At 65.8% G+C, this 17,763-nt stretch carries 16 protein-coding genes; 15 read left to right on the top strand and 1 reads right to left on the bottom strand.

Features of this window, described 5'->3' with window-relative positions; translation table 11 throughout:
• Window positions 1-2 precede the first annotated feature (2 nt).
• A complete protein-coding gene (locus CHB73_RS02885; protein WP_089271869.1) occupies window positions 3-3,164 on the bottom strand; it encodes a bifunctional diguanylate cyclase/phosphodiesterase in 3,162 nt (1,053 codons plus the stop codon).
• 282 nt (window positions 3,165-3,446) lie between these two features.
• Between CHB73_RS02885 and CHB73_RS02880 the strand changes: the two genes are divergently transcribed.
• From CHB73_RS02880 to CHB73_RS02810, 15 genes are all read left to right on the top strand, one after another.
• Entirely contained in the window at window positions 3,447-4,073 is a 627-nt protein-coding gene (locus tag CHB73_RS02880) for an MBL fold metallo-hydrolase (protein WP_089271867.1), read from the top strand.
• Between the two features lie 70 nt (window positions 4,074-4,143).
• Window positions 4,144-4,335, top strand: coding sequence for a hypothetical protein (locus CHB73_RS02875; RefSeq protein WP_089271865.1), 192 nt, complete (start codon window positions 4,144-4,146; stop codon window positions 4,333-4,335).
• Window positions 4,332-4,946, top strand: coding sequence for a flavodoxin family protein (locus tag CHB73_RS02870; RefSeq protein ID WP_089271863.1), 615 nt, complete (start codon window positions 4,332-4,334; stop codon window positions 4,944-4,946). The genes CHB73_RS02875 and CHB73_RS02870 overlap by 4 nt, the downstream gene beginning before the upstream one ends.
• On the top strand, window positions 4,939-5,676 hold the full coding sequence (locus CHB73_RS02865) for a ComF family protein (RefSeq protein ID WP_089271861.1): 738 nt from the start codon (window positions 4,939-4,941) through the stop codon (window positions 5,674-5,676). Before CHB73_RS02870 ends, CHB73_RS02865 begins: the two co-directional genes overlap by 8 nt.
• Before the next feature lie 93 nt (window positions 5,677-5,769).
• Complete coding sequence (rplU, locus tag CHB73_RS02860) at window positions 5,770-6,081, top strand: 50S ribosomal protein L21 (protein WP_089271859.1); 312 nt, start codon at window positions 5,770-5,772, stop codon at window positions 6,079-6,081.
• Between the two features lie 17 nt (window positions 6,082-6,098).
• Window positions 6,099-6,368: a 50S ribosomal protein L27 gene (rpmA, locus tag CHB73_RS02855; protein WP_089271857.1), complete on the top strand. Its 270-nt coding sequence runs from the start codon at window positions 6,099-6,101 to the stop codon at window positions 6,366-6,368.
• A gap of 90 nt (window positions 6,369-6,458) precedes the next feature.
• Window positions 6,459-7,574 carry a GTPase ObgE gene (gene obgE, locus CHB73_RS02850; protein ID WP_089271855.1) on the top strand — a complete coding sequence of 372 codons (1,116 nt, stop codon included), beginning with the start codon at window positions 6,459-6,461 and terminating at the stop codon, window positions 7,572-7,574.
• Window positions 7,574-8,740 carry a glutamate 5-kinase gene (proB, locus tag CHB73_RS02845; protein WP_089271853.1) on the top strand — a complete coding sequence of 389 codons (1,167 nt, stop codon included), beginning with the start codon at window positions 7,574-7,576 and terminating at the stop codon, window positions 8,738-8,740. The genes obgE and proB overlap by 1 nt, the downstream gene beginning before the upstream one ends.
• A gap of 459 nt (window positions 8,741-9,199) precedes the next feature.
• On the top strand, window positions 9,200-9,874 hold the full coding sequence (locus CHB73_RS02840) for an anaerobic ribonucleoside-triphosphate reductase activating protein (RefSeq protein ID WP_089271851.1): 675 nt from the start codon (window positions 9,200-9,202) through the stop codon (window positions 9,872-9,874).
• Complete coding sequence (locus tag CHB73_RS02835) at window positions 9,822-11,882, top strand: ribonucleoside triphosphate reductase (protein WP_089271849.1); 2,061 nt, start codon at window positions 9,822-9,824, stop codon at window positions 11,880-11,882. The genes CHB73_RS02840 and CHB73_RS02835 overlap by 53 nt, the downstream gene beginning before the upstream one ends.
• Before the next feature lie 60 nt (window positions 11,883-11,942).
• Entirely contained in the window at window positions 11,943-12,185 is a 243-nt protein-coding gene (locus CHB73_RS17305; protein ID WP_089271847.1) for a DUF2188 domain-containing protein, read from the top strand.
• Between the two features lie 207 nt (window positions 12,186-12,392).
• Window positions 12,393-12,857 (top strand): MarR family transcriptional regulator, encoded by a 465-nt coding sequence (locus tag CHB73_RS02825; protein WP_089271845.1) that lies wholly within the window; start codon window positions 12,393-12,395, stop codon window positions 12,855-12,857.
• 54 nt (window positions 12,858-12,911) lie between these two features.
• Complete coding sequence (locus CHB73_RS17045) at window positions 12,912-15,605, top strand: efflux RND transporter permease subunit (RefSeq protein ID WP_179216866.1); 2,694 nt, start codon at window positions 12,912-12,914, stop codon at window positions 15,603-15,605.
• Window positions 15,602-16,429: an outer membrane lipoprotein-sorting protein gene (locus tag CHB73_RS02815; RefSeq protein WP_089271843.1), complete on the top strand. Its 828-nt coding sequence runs from the start codon at window positions 15,602-15,604 to the stop codon at window positions 16,427-16,429. The genes CHB73_RS17045 and CHB73_RS02815 overlap by 4 nt, the downstream gene beginning before the upstream one ends.
• A complete protein-coding gene (locus CHB73_RS02810) occupies window positions 16,426-17,763 on the top strand; it encodes a DUF1302 family protein (RefSeq protein WP_089271841.1) in 1,338 nt (445 codons plus the stop codon). The genes CHB73_RS02815 and CHB73_RS02810 overlap by 4 nt, the downstream gene beginning before the upstream one ends.

Below are 17,763 nucleotides of genomic sequence, written 5' to 3'. Positions count from 1 at the left end.
GCTTAGGGCAGGGGGAACGGGTCCGACTGCCCCAGAAGCGTCTGCATGTCAACGGCGGGCAGGGGCTTGCTGAACAGATAGCCCTGGAATTCGCTGCAGCCGAGCCCCACAAGGAAATCGAGCTGGGCGCGGGTTTCCACGCCCTCGGCCACCACGCGCAGCTCCAGCCCCTGGGCCAGCGAGAGCACGGACTTGACGATGCTGGCGTCGTCCTCGTCGCCCGGCAGGCCGTCGATGAAGGAGCGGTCGATCTTGATGGCCTGGACGGGAAGCTTCTTTATGTAGCTTAAGGACGAATATTCCTTGCCGAAGTCGTCCAGGGCGATGCCCGCGCCCATGCGCCGCAGTTCGGAGAGCGTCTCCAGGGTTTCCGGCCTGTTGTCCAGGAGCAGGTTTTCGGTGATCTCGAATTCAAGGGCTTCCGGCGGGGTCGCGGTTTCCTGCAGTATTGCGCGGATGCGGTCCGCCAGGCCGGGCTGCTGGAACTGCCTGGGCGAGAGGTTCACGGCCATGACGAAGTCCTGGTGGGGGCCGGTGCGCCAGGCGGTGGCGCAGCGGCAAGCCTCGCGCAGCACCAGGGCGGAAAGGGGCATGATGAGGCCGGTGTTTTCGGCCACGGGGATGAACTCCGCCGGAGGGATGAGCGCGCCATCGGGATGGCGCAGGCGCACAAGGGCCTCGGCCCCGGCGATGCGGTTTCCGGGCTGCGATATCTTGGGCTGGAAGAACACCTCCACGCCCCCGGTGTCCAGGGCGCGCCGCAGCCAGCCTTCCACGGTCATGCGTCGCGCCACCTGCTCGTCCAGCTCCCTGGTGAAGAAGGCGTACGTGCTGCGTCCGCCTTCCTTGGCCCGGTACATGGCCAGATCGGCGCATTTGAGGAGCGTTTCTGGGGTTTCGCCGTGGGCCGGGAACAGCGCGATGCCCACGGAGATGTCCATGTGCAGCGTTTCTCCATCCAGCTCGAAGGGGGCCGAAAAGGCCGCGCGCAGCGTTTCGGCCAGCTGCGCGCCGGTCTCCCGGCCATGGGCGCAATCGGCCACCACGATGAACTCGTCGCCGCCCAGCCTGGCCACGGTGTCGCTGCGGGGCACGGCCTCGCGCAGCCGCCCGGCCACGATCCTGAGCAGCCGGTCCCCGGCGCCGTGCCCCAGGGAGTCGTTCACGTCCTTGAAGCGGTCCAGGTCCATGAGCAGAATAGCCAGCTCATGCCCCTCGCCGCGCGCCGATTCTATGGCGTGCTCCAGGCGGTCGAGCAGCAGCTGGCGGTTGGGCAGACCGGTGAGGCCGTCGTGCAGGGCCTGGTGGAGCAACTGCTCTTCCGCCTTCTTGCGCTCGGTGATGTCCTCAATGGAGGCCACGCTGACCTTGGTCTCCGGAATCATGCCCACGGTCATGCGCACCACGCGTTCGTCGCCCCTGCTGGTGAGGAAGCGCGCTTCATAATTGCGGGGGGCCAGCTCCGGCGATTGGCGGCGCCGCACGTGGTGCTGGAGCATCCACTCCACGTCGTCGGCCACAAAGAACTCCGTCCACCTGCGCCGTCCCTCCACCTCGGCCTTGGAGAAGCCGGAGAGCTTCTCGAATTCCTGGTTGACGAGGGCGATGGTCGTGTCCGGGTCGACGAGCATGGTCGCCGTGCCGGTGTTCATGAAGATGGCGCGGTAGCTCTCTTCGGATCGCTTGAGGGCCTCCTGGGCCTGTTGCAGGTCGGTGATGTCGATGAAGGTCTCCAGGAGCAAGGGCTTGCCGCTGCGCTCAATGCGCGAGACGCTTTTGAGCACGGGAAGCTGCGAACCATCGGCGCGCAGGAGCGTGCCCAGCGCGTGCTCGCCGGGTTTGCCCAGGTCGGCCACCGGGCATCTGCCTTCGGCGGTGGGGCAGATGAATCCGTGGCACAGGTTCCCGACAATTTCGTCGCGCGTGCGGCCGACGCTTGCCGCCGCAAAGGCGTTGACCTCGCGGATGAGGCGGGTGTCCGGGTCGATGAGGATCACCCCGGCCTGAATGGAGTCGAGCAGTTGCTGGAGATAGCTTTCCTGCTCCTGGGTAAGCGCGCATTGGGTGGCCAGCCCCTCGCGTGAGCGTTCCAGTTGCCGGATTGCGCCGTTGATGCGCATGGCCAGGGCCGACAACTCGTCGCTTCCGTGAAGGTCCACGCGGCCCAGCGGAACGGAGATGGGGCAGGCCGAACCCAGTTCCGGCAGCAGGATGTCGGCGTCCGCCCCGATGTTTTTCACCTGCTCGTTGAGCAGCCGCAGACGGCGTAGCAGGTGTCGCTCCAGGTGGGCCAAAAGGGCCACGAAGGCCAGCACCGCCCCGCCGATCATCCAGGCGAGGGAGACGAGCATGGCCCTGTCGCCCAGGTTCATGATCTCCCGCGTGTCGCGCAGCACCAGCCGGAGGGCCGGCCGACCCCAGAGGTCCGGCAGGATCCGTACGGCGCAGTACCGCTCCGGGGAAACCGGACCCAGAGCCATGCCGCCGGTGAGTGTGCCGGCGATTTGCGACACATCGGCGCTGGGCGGCGCGTCCGCCCGTTCTATGGAGAGGGACAGACGCACCCGCTCGGCCAGGGCCGCCGTTTCCTGCGGTCCCAGGGCGCGTAGCATCACCAGCGTGCCCACGGGTTCGCCAACGCCTTCGCTGCCGGTGACCGGGCAGGCGACCACGAGCATCGGCCCCTGGGGCAGCAGCATGTAGCCCTTGACGCGGTCCTCGACGCTGTTCGCCGCCAAAAGGGGCGATCCGGGCGTGAACTCGTCGCTCAGCTCGCGGGGCAGGGGCGCCTGCGTGCCCTGCATGGGCACAAAGCCGTGAGCCCACACGGGCTCGCCCTGGCGGTTCAGAAAGGCGAGGGCCGAAAGCCGGAGCGAGGCCAGCGTGCGGTCGTTCAGGTTCGATTCCACGAAGTCGTGCCCGCCTTTGCGGAGCAAGAACTCGCGGGCGTCGTCCCAGGCGGCCCAGTCCACGGCCGTCTCGTCCAGGGCGGCGAGCTCCTGGGCCAGCGCGTTGCGCGCGCGCTCCATGTCGCGCATGGCGTGCTCGCGCTCCAGCCCGCTGAAGGTGGAGCTGATGACCAGATGTAAAATGAGCGCCAGCGCGCCGATGAGCGCCAGGGTGCTGGCGGTCAGCCAAAGAAAGGTTGCCTTGCGTAGCGTCATCCGTGTCCCGTGAGGCTGCGGTCTCCGCCCTGTCCGGCGGGAAGCCGAGTGTATATCAAAACAGTGTCCATTTGTACCATGCGGAGCAGAAAAAAGGCGGGCATTTCCTCATTCGCGGTGTGGCTCCAAGTATTGTTTGTGATTCCGGAATGCTGCCGCGCGGAGGTATTGCCCATATACGTACAGTACAGGAAGTGGGGCCGTCTTGTGAAGGGGCTGCTTGCCAAGGGGGCTGGCTTGCGGCTACCGTACGGTCAAGAACGCCTTCGGAGGCTTGTCCCCATGCGCATCACGTCCTTCCCCCTGGGACCGCTTGAGACCAATTGCCACATTTTGGATCACCAGGGCCGCGCCCTTGTGGTGGATCCTGGCGGCGATCCCGCCGAGGCGCTCGTTTTTTTGCGTTCGGAAGGGCTCAGCGTGGAGCACATCCTCGTCACGCATCTGCATTTTGACCACATCTACGGCTGCGCCAGCCTGGCCGAGGCCACTGGCGCGCCGGTGCTGGCCCCGGCCGCGGACGCCTATCTTATGGACACCGAACTGGGGCAGGGCGGCGTGTTCGGGTTTCCCGTGGTCACCCCCTTTGCGAGCCAGCCTGTTCCGCTTGGACAATCCCGCTACATCGGCCTGGAATGCCGCTGCCTGGCCACGCCGGGGCACACGCCCGGAAGCGTCACCTATTATTTCCCCCAGGCCAAGGCCGCTTTTGTGGGCGACCTGATCTTCTACCGCTCCGTCGGCCGCACGGATTTCCCCGGCGGCAGCGCCGAGGCGCTCAAACGAAGCGTGCTGGAGCAAATCTTCACCCTGCCGGATGATACCGCGCTGTACCCCGGCCATGGCCTGGACACCACAGTGGCTGCGGAACGTACGCACAACCCGTTCTTTCTGCACGATATGTTCTAGGTCGGCGGGAGACGGTACAGGGGAGCCCATGGCGACCATAGATTTGCGCGACAAGTGCTGAGGCGTTGGCATGGAGGTCGGGTGGCACCTCCGCTTGAGCCGCGAGGACGAGTTGCTGTTTCTGGTGAAGCCGCAGCTTGCGCCCAACGTGGAGGACGCGGTGTTCATCGCCGGTGGCTGGACGCTGGAATGGGACCGCGCGGATGAGGACAAGGGGCAGGTGACGGCCGTGGCGCGCCGCAAGCCGGGGAACGATCGATGACGGGCGAGGTGTTGGTGCTGGCGTGCAGCCACCGGGCGGGCGGCAATTCCGACGCCGCGGCGCAGGTTGTGGCCGAAGCTGCGGGCCAGGCCGGAGCGCGGGCGCGCGTATTGGCCCTGCGCGATTTCTCCGTACTGCCCTGCCTGGCCTGCCTGGCCTGCGCCAAGGACAACGGCTCGCGCTGCGTGCTGGCCGGGAAGGACCAGGCCGAGGAACTTTTCGCCGCGCTCATGCGCGCGGATGCGGTGGTCGTGGCGTCGCCAATCTACTTTTATGGGCTCCCGTCGCGTTGCAAAACCTGGGTGGACCGCTCCCAGCGTTTCTGGGAGGCGCGGCGCAAGGGCGAGGCCTGGATCGCGGCCCTGCCGCAGCGCCGGGCCTTCGCCTGCCTGGTGGCGGGGCAGCCGGGCGGGCGGATGGTTTTCGAGGGCGCGCGGCTCACCCTCAAATATTTTCTGGTGAATTTCGGCCTGGAGTTGGCCGAGCCCCTGGGCCTGCGCGGTGTGGATGCGCGGGGCGAATTCGCTGCCAACGCCGATGCCCTGGACGCGGTGCGCGGGCTGGGTCGCCAAGCCGGGCAGGCGGCCGTGCAGGCGGCGCGCAATGCGTGAATCGCTTGCGATGCGCGCGCGCGGGCTTTGGGGCGGACTGCTGCTTGCGGAATCGCGCTGCGCGGCGTGCGGGGCGGTGCTGTCGGTGCCCGGTGACGGCCTGTGCCCCGATTGCCGGGAGGAGCTTGCCCCGGAAGCGGGCGCATGTTGCCTGGGCTGCGGCGAGCCCCTGCCCGTCCCGTCCTTGGGGGGGGCGCTGTGCGCGCGCTGCCTGGAGACGCCGCGCGCCTGGGGCCGGGCGCTGTGCTACGGGCGCTACCAGGGGCGGCTCAAGGAGCTGATCTGGGCCTACAAGTTCGAGGGACGCCTTGGGTGCGGACGGTTGCTGCAGGATTTCGCCCTGCGCGCCTATGAAGCTGGTGTTGCTGGCGGCGCGGGGCGTTACGATGCGCTTGCGCCCGTGCCGCTGCATCCGCGCAGGTTGCTCGCCCGAGGGTTCAACCAGAGCCGTGAGTTGGCCCGGCGCATCGCCGCGCGCCACGATCTGCCCATATGGGACCATGCCCTGCGGCGCGTCCGGCGCACCACCCCGCAGATGCGCCTGGCCCGCGAGGAGCGGACGCAGAACATCCGTGGGGCCTTTGCCGCCGGGGAATGGCGGGTGTCCGGCGCGGCCCTGCTTGTGGTGGACGACATCATGACCACGGGCGCGACCCTAGAGGAGTGCGCCAGGATCCTTTTTGCCGCTGGTGCGAAAAGTGTGGACGTGCTGGCCGTTGCGCGCGCATAAAAGGCCGGAGCCGAAAAAATGCGGCCACGGCCCTTGACTTTTTGATGAACCTCAAGATAAGAGAACGCCTCTTACGCGATGGAGGTATTCGCAATGTTCGCAATCATCGAGACCGGCGGTAAGCAGTACCGCGTGGAACAGGGACTCGAGTTCAAGGTTGAGCTTCTTCAGGCCGATCCCGGCGCCGAGGTGAACCTGGACAAAGTCCTGCTTGTGTCCGACGGCGGCCAGGCCAAGATCGGCGCCCCGTACGTCGAAGGCGCCACCGTGGCGTGCGAGGTCCTGGGCCATGGTCGTGGCGAGAAGATCATCATCTTCAAGAAGAAGCGCCGCAACGACTTCCACAAGAAGACCGGCCACCGTCAGGACTACACCAGCCTGAAGGTCAAGGCCATCCAGGCCTAAGAGGCAAGGAGGAGACAATGGCTCACAAGAAAGCGGGCGGCAGCTCCAGAAACGGACGCGACAGCGCCGGCCAACGCCGCGGCGTCAAGCGCTTCGGCGGCCAGAAAGTCCTGGCTGGCAACATCCTCGTTCGCCAGGTGGGCACCAGCATCCACCCCGGCAAGAACGTGGGCGTGGGCAAGGACTGGACCCTGTTCGCCCTTGTTGACGGCGAGGTGAAGTACGAGAAGTACACCCGCAACAACAAGGTCAAGACCAGGGTGCACATCCTCCCCGTGAGCGCCTAATCGCAGGCGGCTCCAGGATTGAACCATAGCGCGGGCAGGAGCGGCTGACACAGCGGCTCCTGCCCGTTTTCCATTTCGGGGTGCAGCGACATGAGATTCGTGGACGAGGCGGTCATCACGGTTCGCTCGGGCAAGGGCGGCAACGGCAGCGCCTCGTTGCGCCGCGCTAAGAACCTGCCCAAGGGTGGCCCCGACGGGGGCGACGGCGGCAAGGGCGGCGACGTGGTCTTTTGCGCCAGCCCGCGGCTGCTCACCCTGTACGACTTCCGCGCCCAGCGCCTGTTCGAGGCCGAAAACGGCCAGAACGGGCAGAGCCAGGACAAGAATGGGCGCGGTGGCGAGGACCTGGTCATCGAGGTGCCCGTGGGCACGCAGCTGTTCTTCGAGGCCGACGACGGCGAGCGCCATATGCTGGCCGACCTCCGCCGCGCGGGCCAGCGCTTCGTGGCCTGCCCCGGCGGCGATGGCGGACGCGGCAACCTGCACTTCAAGAGCTCCGTGAACCGTGCGCCCAAGCGCGCCGAGGCGGGCAGGGCAGGCCAGGAGAAACGCCTGCGCCTGGAGCTCAAGGTCATTGCCGATGCGGGGTTGCTCGGCCTGCCCAACGCGGGCAAGAGCACCTTCCTTTCGGCCGTTTCCGCCGCGCGGCCCAAGATCGCCGCCTACCCCTTCACCACCCTTACGCCAAACCTCGGCGTGGTGGAGGGCCAGACCCCGGAGCTCGCCGGACGCAGGCTGATCATCGCCGACATTCCCGGCCTCATCGAGGGGGCCAGCGAAGGCCTGGGCCTGGGCCACACCTTTTTGAAGCACGTGGAGCGCACGCGATTTCTGGTGCACATCTTGAGCGGCGAGGACGCCGACCCGGAGAACCCGGCTGCGGGCTTCGCCATGCTGGACGAGGAACTGCGCGCCTTTGACCCGGAGCTGGCCCAAAAGCCGCAGATCCGCGTCATCAACAAAATCGACGTGTTGTCCGCTGAACGTATGGAGGCCCTGCGCGCCAACGCGCCTGAAGGCGTGCTCTTCGTCTCCGCCCTTACGGGAGAGGGGCTGCCCGCGCTTCTGGACGAGATGTGGCGGCGCATGGGCGACGCCGGCGCCGTCGACTGGGCTGAAGAGGACCAGGCCGATGCCGAAGGGGCGCGGAATTTCGGCGCCGAGCCTTGGGGCGAAGCAGCGGGCTTCGAGGACGAGGAGGAGTGATGGTCGGGGCGGCGGAGAGCCTGCGTGCGGACATCCTGTCCCGTGCGCGCACAGTGGTGGTGAAGGTCGGCAGCGCGGTGCTCACCTGCGGAGCCGGGCTCGACGCCCGCGCCATCGGGCGGCTGGTGGACCAGCTGTCCATGCTGCACGACCGGGGCCTCAAGGTGGTGCTGGTGAGCTCCGGTGCGGTGGCCGCCGGACGTACGCGCATCCGCCAGAGCGTGGCCGGGGCCGAGTCCATAGACTTTTCCGAACTGCCCTCCCGCCAGGCCGCATCGGCCATCGGGCAGAGCCGCCTCATGCACGAGTACGACCAAGAGTTCGGCCGCTTCGGCAAGACCGTGGCGCAGATCCTGCTCACGCGGGAGGACCTCAAGAGCCGCAAGCGCTTTTTGAACGCGCGCAACACCATGCGCCGCCTGCTGGACTGGGGCGTCATCCCGGTCATCAACGAGAACGACACAGTGGCCGTGGCCGAGCTGGAGTTCGGCGACAACGATACCCTGGCCAGCCTCATCGTGGATCTGGTGGGCGCGGAGCTTTTTGTGAACCTTACCAGCGCGGGCGGCGTGTTCGACAAGAATCCGGACAAGCACCCGGACGCCTGCTGTCTGCCGGTCATTGAGGACGTGGAGTCCCTGGATATCGAGGGCATGTGCGACGGCAAGACCAGCGTGGGCTCCGGGGGCATGTACTCCAAGCTGAGGGCCGCCCGCCGGGCCGCGCAACTGGGCGTGGCCACGCTCATCGTCTCCGGGCGCGAGGGTATTCCCCTGGACCGCGTGTTCCGGGGCGAGGCCCTGGGGACGCTCGTGCTGCCCCTGGCGCGCACGGTGTCGCACCGCAAGTTCTGGCTGGCCTACCACGACACCCCGGCCGGCAGCGTGCAGGTGGACGTGGGCGCGGCCAAGGCCCTGCGCGAAAAGGGCAAGAGCCTGTTGCCCGCCGGCGTGCGCGCCGTTGAGGGGCGCTTTGCGCGCGGCGCGTTGGTGCGCATTGAGGACGAGGCCGGGGCCACAGTGGGCGTGGGCCTGTCCAACTATTCCGCCGCCGAGATGCGCCGCATCATGGGCAGGAAGAGCGCAGAGCTTGCGGAAGTCCTGGGCCAAGCACCCTTTGCCGAGGCCATCCATCGCGACAATCTGCTGCTGGACGCGGCGCTCTGAGCGTCTTTTTCCGACGCGGCAGCCATGACGGGCCGCTCTGTTCCTCTCCGGGACAGGGCGGCCCGTGCGCTTGTGGCGGGAATTGGCCGGGGTGTTGAGGACCGAGCTGAGTTCCCGCGCGGCTTTTAGGCGTTTTTCCCAGCCTGCCGACAGGTCGGCATGTCGAAAACGCCGGGCAGGCGAGGCAGGGAATTTTCTTCTACACCTTGTCTAGAAATAAATGTGAGTATTCCGGCCCACGCAATGCTTTCTCCCTGTGGAAAAATAGATATTTTTGTTGCTCATTGACAATAATCGGTCAAAAAGTCTGAAAATAGCTTGTGGCGATGGCCGAAGGCCGTGCAACGCCTGTACAGAAAACTCCTGTTGCAGTAGGGTCTCCACTTGTGTGCCGTCGCCTTGGGGCGGGCCTGTGCAGAGGCCGCGGCAAACGCCACTTGCAGGGGGAGACCACCGGGAATGAGCGACAGCATCGCCTGGAACCATGTGCGGGGATTGACCCCTCTCAGTCTGTGCGACTGGCCCGGCCATCCCTGCTGCGTAGTTTTTCTTGGGGGCTGCAACTTGCGCTGCCCCACCTGCCACAACGGCGCCCTGGCCTGGAGCATGGAAACCCTGCCCGTGGTGGAGCGGCCTGCTCTGCGTTCTTTTCTGGCACGCCGCGCGCGCTGGCTTGCGGGCATCACGGTCAGCGGCGGCGAACCGACCACGGTGCCGGGCGTGGGGGCCGTGCTGCACGAACTGGCCAAGAGCGGCCTGCCCGTGAAGCTCGACACCAACGGCATGTTGCCCGAGGTGGTGGAGTGTATGCTGGCCGAGGGGCTGGTGCAGCGCTTCGCCGTGGACGTAAAAGGCCCTTTTGCCAAGTATCCGGCCCTCACCGGCGGCGCGGTGGACGAGGTCGCCGCGCGCAGGAATCTCTCACGCATCTTTGCCATGGCCGAGAAACGCCCGGATGCCTTCTTTTTCCGCACCACCAAGGTGCCTCTGCTCGACGACGCCGACATCGAAACCGTGCGCGACCTGCTGCCCCCCGGCTTCGCCCTGACCCTGCAAGACTACATCCCGCCAAGGAGGCCACATGCCCTCGCAGATTCTGAAGCGCGACGGACGCCTGGAAACCTGGTCCACTGACCGCATCGCCCAGGCCATTTTCAAGGCCCTTTCGGCCAGCGGCATCAAGGACCCGCTTTTGGGCCGCCGCCTTGCCCACAAGGTGGAGGCCAAGCTCAAGGATGTGGACATTCCGGAGCAGGAGCACGTGCAGGACATGGTGGAACTGGTGCTTATGGAGTCGCGCCAGTTCTCCGTGGCGCGCAAGTACATTCTGTACCGCGAGAAGCGCCGCCAGCTTCGCAATCAGCAGGAGGCCTTCCTCGACATCAAGGAGACCATCGACGAGTACCTGGACAAGAGCGACTGGCGCGTGGCCGAGAACTCCAACATGAGCCACAGCTTCCAGGGCCTCATGCTGCACCTCTCCGGCACGGTGCAGGCGCGCTACGCCCTGGAGAAGTATCCCGAGGAGATTCGCCTGGCCCATGAGCACGGCTACTTCCACATCCACGACCTGTCCTTCGGTTTGGCCGGGTACTGCGCGGGCTGGAGCCTGCGCGACCTGCTGCTGGAGGGCTTCAACCTGGAGGGCCGCTCCTGCGCCGGACCAGCCCGGCACTTCGACTCCGCCATGGGCCAGATGGTGAACTTTCTTGGCACCCTGCAGAACGAGTGGGCCGGCGCCCAGGCCTTCAACAACGTGGACACCTACCTCGCGCCGTTCATCCGGCACGATGGCCTCTCCTATGAAAAGGTGCGGCAGGCCGTGCAGAAGTTCGTGTTCAACCTGAACACCACCAGCCGCTGGGGCGGCCAGAGCCCCTTCACCAACCTCACCTTGGACCTGACCCCGCCCAAACATATTGCGAACGAGGCCGTCATCATCGGCGGCGAGCTCATGGACTCCACCTACGGCGAATACGCCGAGGAAATGGAGATGTTCAATCGCGCCTTCCTTGAGGTCATGCTCGACGGCGACTACTCCGGCCAGATCTTCTCCTTCCCCATCCCCACCTACAACGTCACCGAGGACTTCCCCTGGAAGTCGCGCATCGGCGAGCTGCTGCTCAAACTCACCGCCAAGTACGGCGCGCCCTACTTCCAGAATTTCATCAACTCCGAGCTTTCCCCCGAGGACGTGCGCAGCATGTGCTGCCGCCTCAAGATGGACCTGCGCGAGCTGCGGAACAAGGTGGGCGGGCTCTTCGGCGCGGGCGACCTCACCGGCTCCATCGGCGTGGTGACGCTGAACCTGCCCAAGCTGGCCTACCTTTCCCAAGGCGAGGACGAGTTTTTGACCCTGGTGGAGGAGTACGCCAGCCTCGCCAAGGACGCGCTGGAGTTCAAGCGCAAGCTCATCACCGGCAACCTGGAGCGCGGCATGTTCCCCTGGACGCGGCGCTACCTCAAGCAGGGCTTCCGCGGGCACTTTTCCACCATCGGGCTGCTGGGCGGGCACGAGGCCTGCCTGAACCTGATCGGCAAAGGCATCGAGACCGACAACGGAATGCGCCTCATGCGGCGCACCCTGAACCGCCTGCGCGACATCACCAGCCGTTTCCAGGAGGAGACCGGGAACCTCTACAACCTCGAAGCCACCCCCGCCGAGGGCACCAGCTACCGCCTGGCCAAGATCGACCGCAACCTCTACGCGGACATCATCACCAGCGGCGACGCCACCCCGTACTACACCAACTCCACCTGCCTGCCCGTGGGCCACTCCAACGACGTGCTCGCCTGCCTGGAGCACCAGGACCAGCTCCAGCCGCTGTACACCGGCGGCACCGTGTTCCACACCTTCCTGGGCGAGTCCGTGGCCGATGTGGCCTCCTTGCGCGAGTTCATCGTCACGAGCTTCCGCAACACCAAGCTGCCGTTTCTGTCCATCACGCCCACCTTCAGCGTGTGCAAGGACCATGGCTACATCCCCGGAGAGCACGAGCACTGTCCGACCTGCGGGGCCGAGGCCGAGGTCTTCACCCGCATTGTGGGCTATTACCGGCCGGTTTCCCGCTGGAACAAGGGCAAGCAGGCCGAATACTCGGACAGGGTCGTGTATTCGGGGCTGTGCGACTGCGGGCGGTAGGGTGCGGTCTGTGTCGATTTCGGTTTCCTGTTGGCTTCCGCCAACCAGAGGAGGTGCGCCATGGGTGGGAACGACCGCTACGTGGTACGGCATGGCGAAGATTGGGCAGTGAAAAAGGCTGGTGCTGAACGCGCCAGCGGAGTTTTTGGCACCCAGACGGAGGCCGAGAGACGCGCCAAAGCTATCGTGTCCAATCTTGGAGGCGGTGAGGTCCGCATACAGGGCCATGACGGGAAGTGGAGAGATTCCGATACCGTTGCACCGGGGAACGATCCAAAATCTTCTCAAGACTCCAAGCATTAAGCGACTGGAACGGCAAAAGTTCCCAAGGCTGTCTGGGGCTGCTTGCATCAGGCTGCCGCTATCTTCGCCCTCCCATCGCAGAAAACGATTCCCTGAAGAGGGCGCCGTGGTTTTTCGCTGTTTACGAGTGACCGGCGCTTGACACTATGGTTAAGCTGCTTTACTTGTTGGCTCGTGAACGCCGTACGGCGAGGCCAGGGAGGCTCCATGGAAAGCAAGGAAGAGATCATTCTGAACACGGTGCGCCAGTTGCAGCGCTTTGCGGCCAAGTACGCCCGCATCGAGGACATGCCCATTCCGGTGGAGGAGGGGCTTGAAGTGACCACGCGCGAGGCCCATGCCGTGGAGGCTGTGGGGCTGCGCGGGCACATGAGCGTCACCGAGCTGGCGAAGTTTTTCGGCGTGACCAAAAGCGCCGCGTCGCAGACCGTGACGCGCCTGGTGGACAAGGGCTTTCTGCGAAAGGAGCCGTCTCCGCGCAGCGGCAAGGAGTTCCAGCTGAGCCTTACCGATCTTGGGGAAAAGGTGCAGAAGGCCCATGAGCGCTTCCACGGCGCGGACCGGGAAGAGCTGCTCAAGCGTCTGGAGGCTTTCTCTCTTGGCCAGATCTCCACGGTTTCCGTGTTGTTGGAGGCCTTGGACGATGTGCTGGACCGGCGGTTGCGGCCTTAGGCCGCGCCCTTTTTTTGCCATAATGGTTAATCTGCTTAACTAAATGAGGTATGCGTGAATGCGCTCCGGGATTGGCTCACCTCGCTGGGCCTGCTGAAACCAAGGCTTGTGGCGGCCGGACTGCTGGCGTTGCTGGCGGTGTGCGCCTCTTTCTTTCCGTCCATGGTCATGGACACGGACCCAGAAAACTTGTTGGAGCCGGACGAGCCTGTCCGGGTGTTCCACAACGAAGTCAAAAAGCGCTTCAACCTGAGTGAAACCATCCTTGTGGGCGTGACCTGCGAGGCGAATCCCGACGGGGCGTTCAATGCGGAAACGCTGCGCCACGTGTACGAGCTGGCGCGCTACGCCGCCACGCTGCGCTACGACGATCCCGACGAGCCCGGACGCGGCGGGGGCGTCATCGAGGTGGACATGGTGGCCCCCTCCGTGGTGGACCACATGCGCCAGAACGGGCCGGGGTCCATCGCCTTTGAATGGCTTATGCCCGGCCCCCCGGAAACGCGGGAGGAGGCGCTGGCCGTGCGCGAACGCGCGCTGTCCAATCCGCTGCTGGTGGGGCAGCTTGTCTCGCGTGACGGCAAGGCGTTGTGTCTCTATCTGCCCCTTACGGACAAGCTGCTGAGCTACCGCGTGTACGAGGATTTGCAGAAGAAGATCGCTGAATTCGGCGGTTCTGAGCGCTACCACATTGCGGGCCTGCCCGTGGCCGAGGGGGCCATCGGCGTGGAGATGTTCAGCGAGATGGTTGTGGCCACCCCCCTGACCATGGTGCTCTTCTTCGGCCTGCTCTACGTCATGTTCCGCCGCTGGAGCATCGTGGTGTTGCCTATGATCGTGTCCACGGCGGCCGTGGTCATCACCTTCGGGGCCATGGTGGGGCTGGGCTTCCCCGTGCACATCCTGAGCTCCATGCTGCCCGTCTTCCTCATGTCCATTTCGCTCTGCGACTCCATTCATTTCCTCTCGGAGTTTTACGAGGTGTACACCCCTGAGAAGGGCCGCGTCCAAAGCGTGCGCGAGGTCATGGGCACCCTGTTCATGCCCATGCTCTACACCTCGCTCACCACGGCGGCCGGATTCTTCTCCTTTGTCAGCACGGAAATTCCGCCGGCCCGCGTGTTCGGCGTTTTCGTGGGCGTGGGCGTGCTTGTGGCCTGGCTGGTGACCATCATCTTTGTTCCGGCCTACATCATGCTGCTGCCAGACAGGATTTTGTCACGGTTCGGACATGCGGCCCGCCAGGCCCAGAAGCCCTCGCGCCTGGCCGGTCCCCTGGCGCGCATGGGGGCCCTGGCCTGCCGCAGGCCCAGGCTGGTGCTGGCGCTGTGCGCGCTTGTCATGCTGGGTTCGGCCTGGGGCGTGTCCCAGGTGCGGGTGAACGACAACTACGCCAAGCGCTTCGCCACGGGCCACCCCATCCGCGAGGCCGACACCGCCATCAACAGCCACTTCGGCGGGGTGTACTCCGCCTCCCTGGTGCTCACCGCCGCGCCGCAAGCGCCTTCGAACACCGATGTGGAGCGCCTGACCCATCGGCTGGAACAGGCTGCGCGGGAAATTCCCGACGGCGGCCAACTTGCGCAGGACTGCGCCCGGACCCTGGCCGTGCGCGTGGAGGCCGTTGCCGCCAAGGCGGCCAGCACGGATGAGTTGTTCTCCCGCGCAGCGGCCGAGGCCGAGGCGCTGGGCGCGGCGGCTTCCGGACAGGCCGCGGTGGCCTATGACGAGCTTCGGGCCGCCATCGACCTGGAGCGGGAGACCTCGCGGGCCTTCAAGCGTCCCGAGGTGCTGCGCTACATGGAGGCCATGCAGCGCCATCTGGAGCGCGAAGGGCTCATCGGCAAAAGCACGTCCCTGGCCGACATCGTCGCCAAGGTGCGCCAGGAGCTGGTGGACGGACGCGAGGAAAGCCGCCGCGTGCCCGACAGCGCGCAGGCCGTGGGCGAATGCGTCATGCAGTACCAGCAGGGGCACAGGCCGGGCGACATCTGGCACTATGTGACGCCGGAATTCGACTCCGCCAACGTCATCATGCAGTTCACCAGCGGCGACAGCCTGCGCACCGAGGCGGCCGTGCGCGCCGTTTCGGACTACATGCGCGTCACTCCTCCCCCGGTGCCGCTTTCGGCCCAGTGGGCGGGGCTGCATTACGTGAACAGCGTGTTCCAGGACAAGATGTTCCACGGCATGTTGTGGTCGCTCGCGGGCAGCTTCGCCCTGGTGCTGGGGCTCATGGTGGTCCTGTTCCGCTCGGTGAGCTGGGGGCTGCTCAGCCTCGTGCCCTTGAGCCTGACCATTCTGGCCATCTATGGAGCGCTGGGGGTGCTGGGCCTGGACTACGACATGCCCGTCGCGGTGCTCGGGGCCATTTCCCTGGGCATAGCCGTGGACTTCGCCATCCACTTCCTGGAGCGCGCGCGGCAGCTCACCCGCGAAACGGGCTCCTGGCGGGCCACGGCCCCGGCCATGTTCGCCGAACCGGCCCGGGCCATCGGCCGCAACGTGGTCATCGTGGCCTTCGGCTTCCTGCCCATGCTTGTGGCCCGTCTGGTGCCCTACAAGACAACGGGCCTGCTCATGTTCTCCATTCTCGTGCTTTCCGGCCTGTCCACGCTTGTGGTGCTCCCGGCCATCATCACCCTTGGGGAGCGCAGGCTGTTCCCCTCCGCCGCACCAGCGGGGGAGACTGCGCTCCGGCATTCCGAACAGCGCGCGGCCGACTCCGCGCAAGGAGACGACAAATGAAGACCATAGCGGGGCTTTTCCTGGTCCTTTTCGGACTGCTGGTCGCAACGGGCTTTTGCGGGGAGGCCAAGTCTTCCCTCGATGTCCAGGGCATCGTCGCGCGGTCGAACCATGCCGCGCTGTACCAGGGCGCGGACATGCGCGGCGCGGTGACCATGACCATAACGGACAAGCAGGGGCGCGTGCGCACCCGTCGTTTCAACATGATCCGCAAGAACGGCGACGCCAAGGACCAGGCCCAGAAGTACTTCGTGTGCTTTCTGGAGCCTGCGGATGTGCGGCGCATGGTGTTCATGGTCCACAAGCACGGTCCGGGCGCGCAGGACGACGACCGCTGGATGTATTTGCCCAGCCTGGACCTCGTGAAGCGCATCGCCGCCAGCGACAAGCGCACCAGCTTCGTCGGCTCGGATTTCCTCTACGAGGACATCTCCGGCAGGAACATCGACGAGGACATTCATGAGTTGGTGGGCGCCACGGACCGCCACTACATCGTCAAGAACACGCCCAAGAACCCCCGTTCGGTGGAATTCAGCCACTACGTCGCCCACATCGACAAGGAGACCTTCCTGCCCATGAAGCTGGAATACCATCGCGCGGGCAGGGTGTACCGCGTGGCCGAGACCCTGGCCGTGGAGAAGATCCCCTCCGGGGAGGCCGGGCAGCCGACCTACGCCACTGCGGTGCGCTCGCGCGTCAACGACCTGGACAGCGGCGGCAGCACCGAGATGGTCATCAGCCGCGTGCGGTACAACCAGAAGCCGTCGGACGACCTGTTCACCGAGCGGTGCCTGCGCCGCGCACCAAGCGAGTTCTTGCGGTGAAACGCCTTGGGCACGCCATCTGGGCCGCGGCCCGCGTGACGCCTGTGCTGCTGGTCCTTGCCCTTTGGCCTGCGGACGCGCGTTGCGAGAACCCAAGCCTGGCCGCCGTGTCGGCGGAGTCTTCCCTCGGGGAGGCTCCGCCCCCGGCTCCGGGGGTGCTGGACCTTGTGGAGCTTCATGGCTTTGTAGAGGAACGCGTGGGTGCGCGGCTGCAGAGGAACCCGCAGGAGCGCCGCAGCTCCATCAGCGAGACGCGCGTCCAGGGCGAGGCCGCCGTTTACGGGGACCACGCGCAGTTCAAGCTCAAGGGCGATGTCTGGTACGACGGCGTCACCGATCGGGTGGAGGGCGACCTGCGCGAGGCCTGGGCCTCTTTGCGGGTCTCGGAGCGCCTGGACGTGAAGGCCGGTCGGCAAGTGCTCAGCTGGGGCACCGGCGACCTGGTGTTCCTGAACGACCTGTTCGCCAAGGACTGGGTTGCCTTCTACACCGGCCGGGATTCGGAGTACCTCAAGGCTCCCACGGACGGGGTCAAGGTGAGCGCGTACAGCGATGCGGGGAACCTTGATTTGGCGTATGCCCCGTTGTTCACACCGGACCGCTTCGTCACCGGCGAACGGCTGTCCTACTGGAACGACGCCACGGGTTCGCTGGGCGGCAACGCTTCGCGCATGGACTCTCGCGCGCCGAACCGGGCCTTCGACGATGGGGAGACCGCGGCGCGGCTGCACGGCACCTGGGGCGCCGCGGAATTGGCGCTCTATGGCTACTGGGGGTTCTGGAAAACGCCCTCCGGCCAGGACACGGCCGGTCGCCAGATATTTCCCCGGCTCAACGTCTACGGCGGCAGCCTGCGCGGACCGTTCGGGCCGGGTATCCTGAACCTGGAAACCGCCTGGTATCAGTCCACGCAGGACGAAAGCGGCAGGGATCCGGCGGTCGCCAATTCCGAATTGCGCACCCTTGTGGGCTATGCCTGGGAACTGGCCCGCGAGCTGAACGCCAGCGTGCAGTACTATGTGGAGCAGATGCTCGACTACGGCAGATACCGGGAGAGCCTGTCCTCCGGCCGCCCGCGCGACGAGTTTCGCCATGTGCTCACCGTGCAATTGACGCAACTGCTGCTTGGCCAGGATCTTGAGCTCTCGCTTCAGGCCTGCTGGTCGCCTTCGGACCACGACGCCTACCTGCGGCCCAAGGCGCGCTACCGCTTCACGGACAGGCTGAGCGTGGAGGCCGGGGCCAACCTGTTTTCCGGCGACAACTCCTGGACCAGTTTCGGTCAGCACAAGAAGGACAGCAACATTTACACCGGCCTGCGCTACAGCTTCTGA

Source organism: Humidesulfovibrio mexicanus (genome assembly GCF_900188225.1).
GTDB lineage: Bacteria > Desulfobacterota > Desulfovibrionia > Desulfovibrionales > Desulfovibrionaceae > Humidesulfovibrio > Humidesulfovibrio mexicanus.
The sequence above is the reverse complement of the archived record's forward strand: the minus strand, read 5'-3'. Positions and strand labels throughout refer to the sequence as shown.

What these genes read in the sequence shown, in the direction of transcription:
- CHB73_RS02835 (WP_089271849.1), top strand. Translation starts at nt 9,822, where the DNA reads ATGCCCTCGCAGATTCTGAAGCGCGACGGACGCCTGGAAACCTGGTCC.
- CHB73_RS02825 (WP_089271845.1), top strand. Translation starts at nt 12,393, where the DNA reads ATGGAAAGCAAGGAAGAGATCATTCTGAACACGGTGCGCCAGTTGCAG.
- rpmA (WP_089271857.1), top strand. Translation starts at nt 6,099, where the DNA reads ATGGCTCACAAGAAAGCGGGCGGCAGCTCCAGAAACGGACGCGACAGC.
- CHB73_RS02815 (WP_089271843.1), top strand. Translation starts at nt 15,602, where the DNA reads ATGAAGACCATAGCGGGGCTTTTCCTGGTCCTTTTCGGACTGCTGGTC.
- CHB73_RS02880 (WP_089271867.1), top strand. Translation starts at nt 3,447, where the DNA reads ATGCGCATCACGTCCTTCCCCCTGGGACCGCTTGAGACCAATTGCCAC.
- obgE (WP_089271855.1), top strand. Translation starts at nt 6,459, where the DNA reads ATGAGATTCGTGGACGAGGCGGTCATCACGGTTCGCTCGGGCAAGGGC.
- proB (WP_089271853.1), top strand. Translation starts at nt 7,574, where the DNA reads ATGGTCGGGGCGGCGGAGAGCCTGCGTGCGGACATCCTGTCCCGTGCG.
- CHB73_RS02885 (WP_089271869.1), bottom strand. Translation starts at nt 3,164, where the DNA reads ATGACGCTACGCAAGGCAACCTTTCTTTGGCTGACCGCCAGCACCCTG.
- CHB73_RS02875 (WP_089271865.1), top strand. Translation starts at nt 4,144, where the DNA reads ATGGAGGTCGGGTGGCACCTCCGCTTGAGCCGCGAGGACGAGTTGCTG.
- CHB73_RS17305 (WP_089271847.1), top strand. Translation starts at nt 11,943, where the DNA reads ATGGGTGGGAACGACCGCTACGTGGTACGGCATGGCGAAGATTGGGCA.
- CHB73_RS02840 (WP_089271851.1), top strand. Translation starts at nt 9,200, where the DNA reads ATGAGCGACAGCATCGCCTGGAACCATGTGCGGGGATTGACCCCTCTC.
- CHB73_RS02865 (WP_089271861.1), top strand. Translation starts at nt 4,939, where the DNA reads ATGCGTGAATCGCTTGCGATGCGCGCGCGCGGGCTTTGGGGCGGACTG.
- CHB73_RS02870 (WP_089271863.1), top strand. Translation starts at nt 4,332, where the DNA reads ATGACGGGCGAGGTGTTGGTGCTGGCGTGCAGCCACCGGGCGGGCGGC.
- rplU (WP_089271859.1), top strand. Translation starts at nt 5,770, where the DNA reads ATGTTCGCAATCATCGAGACCGGCGGTAAGCAGTACCGCGTGGAACAG.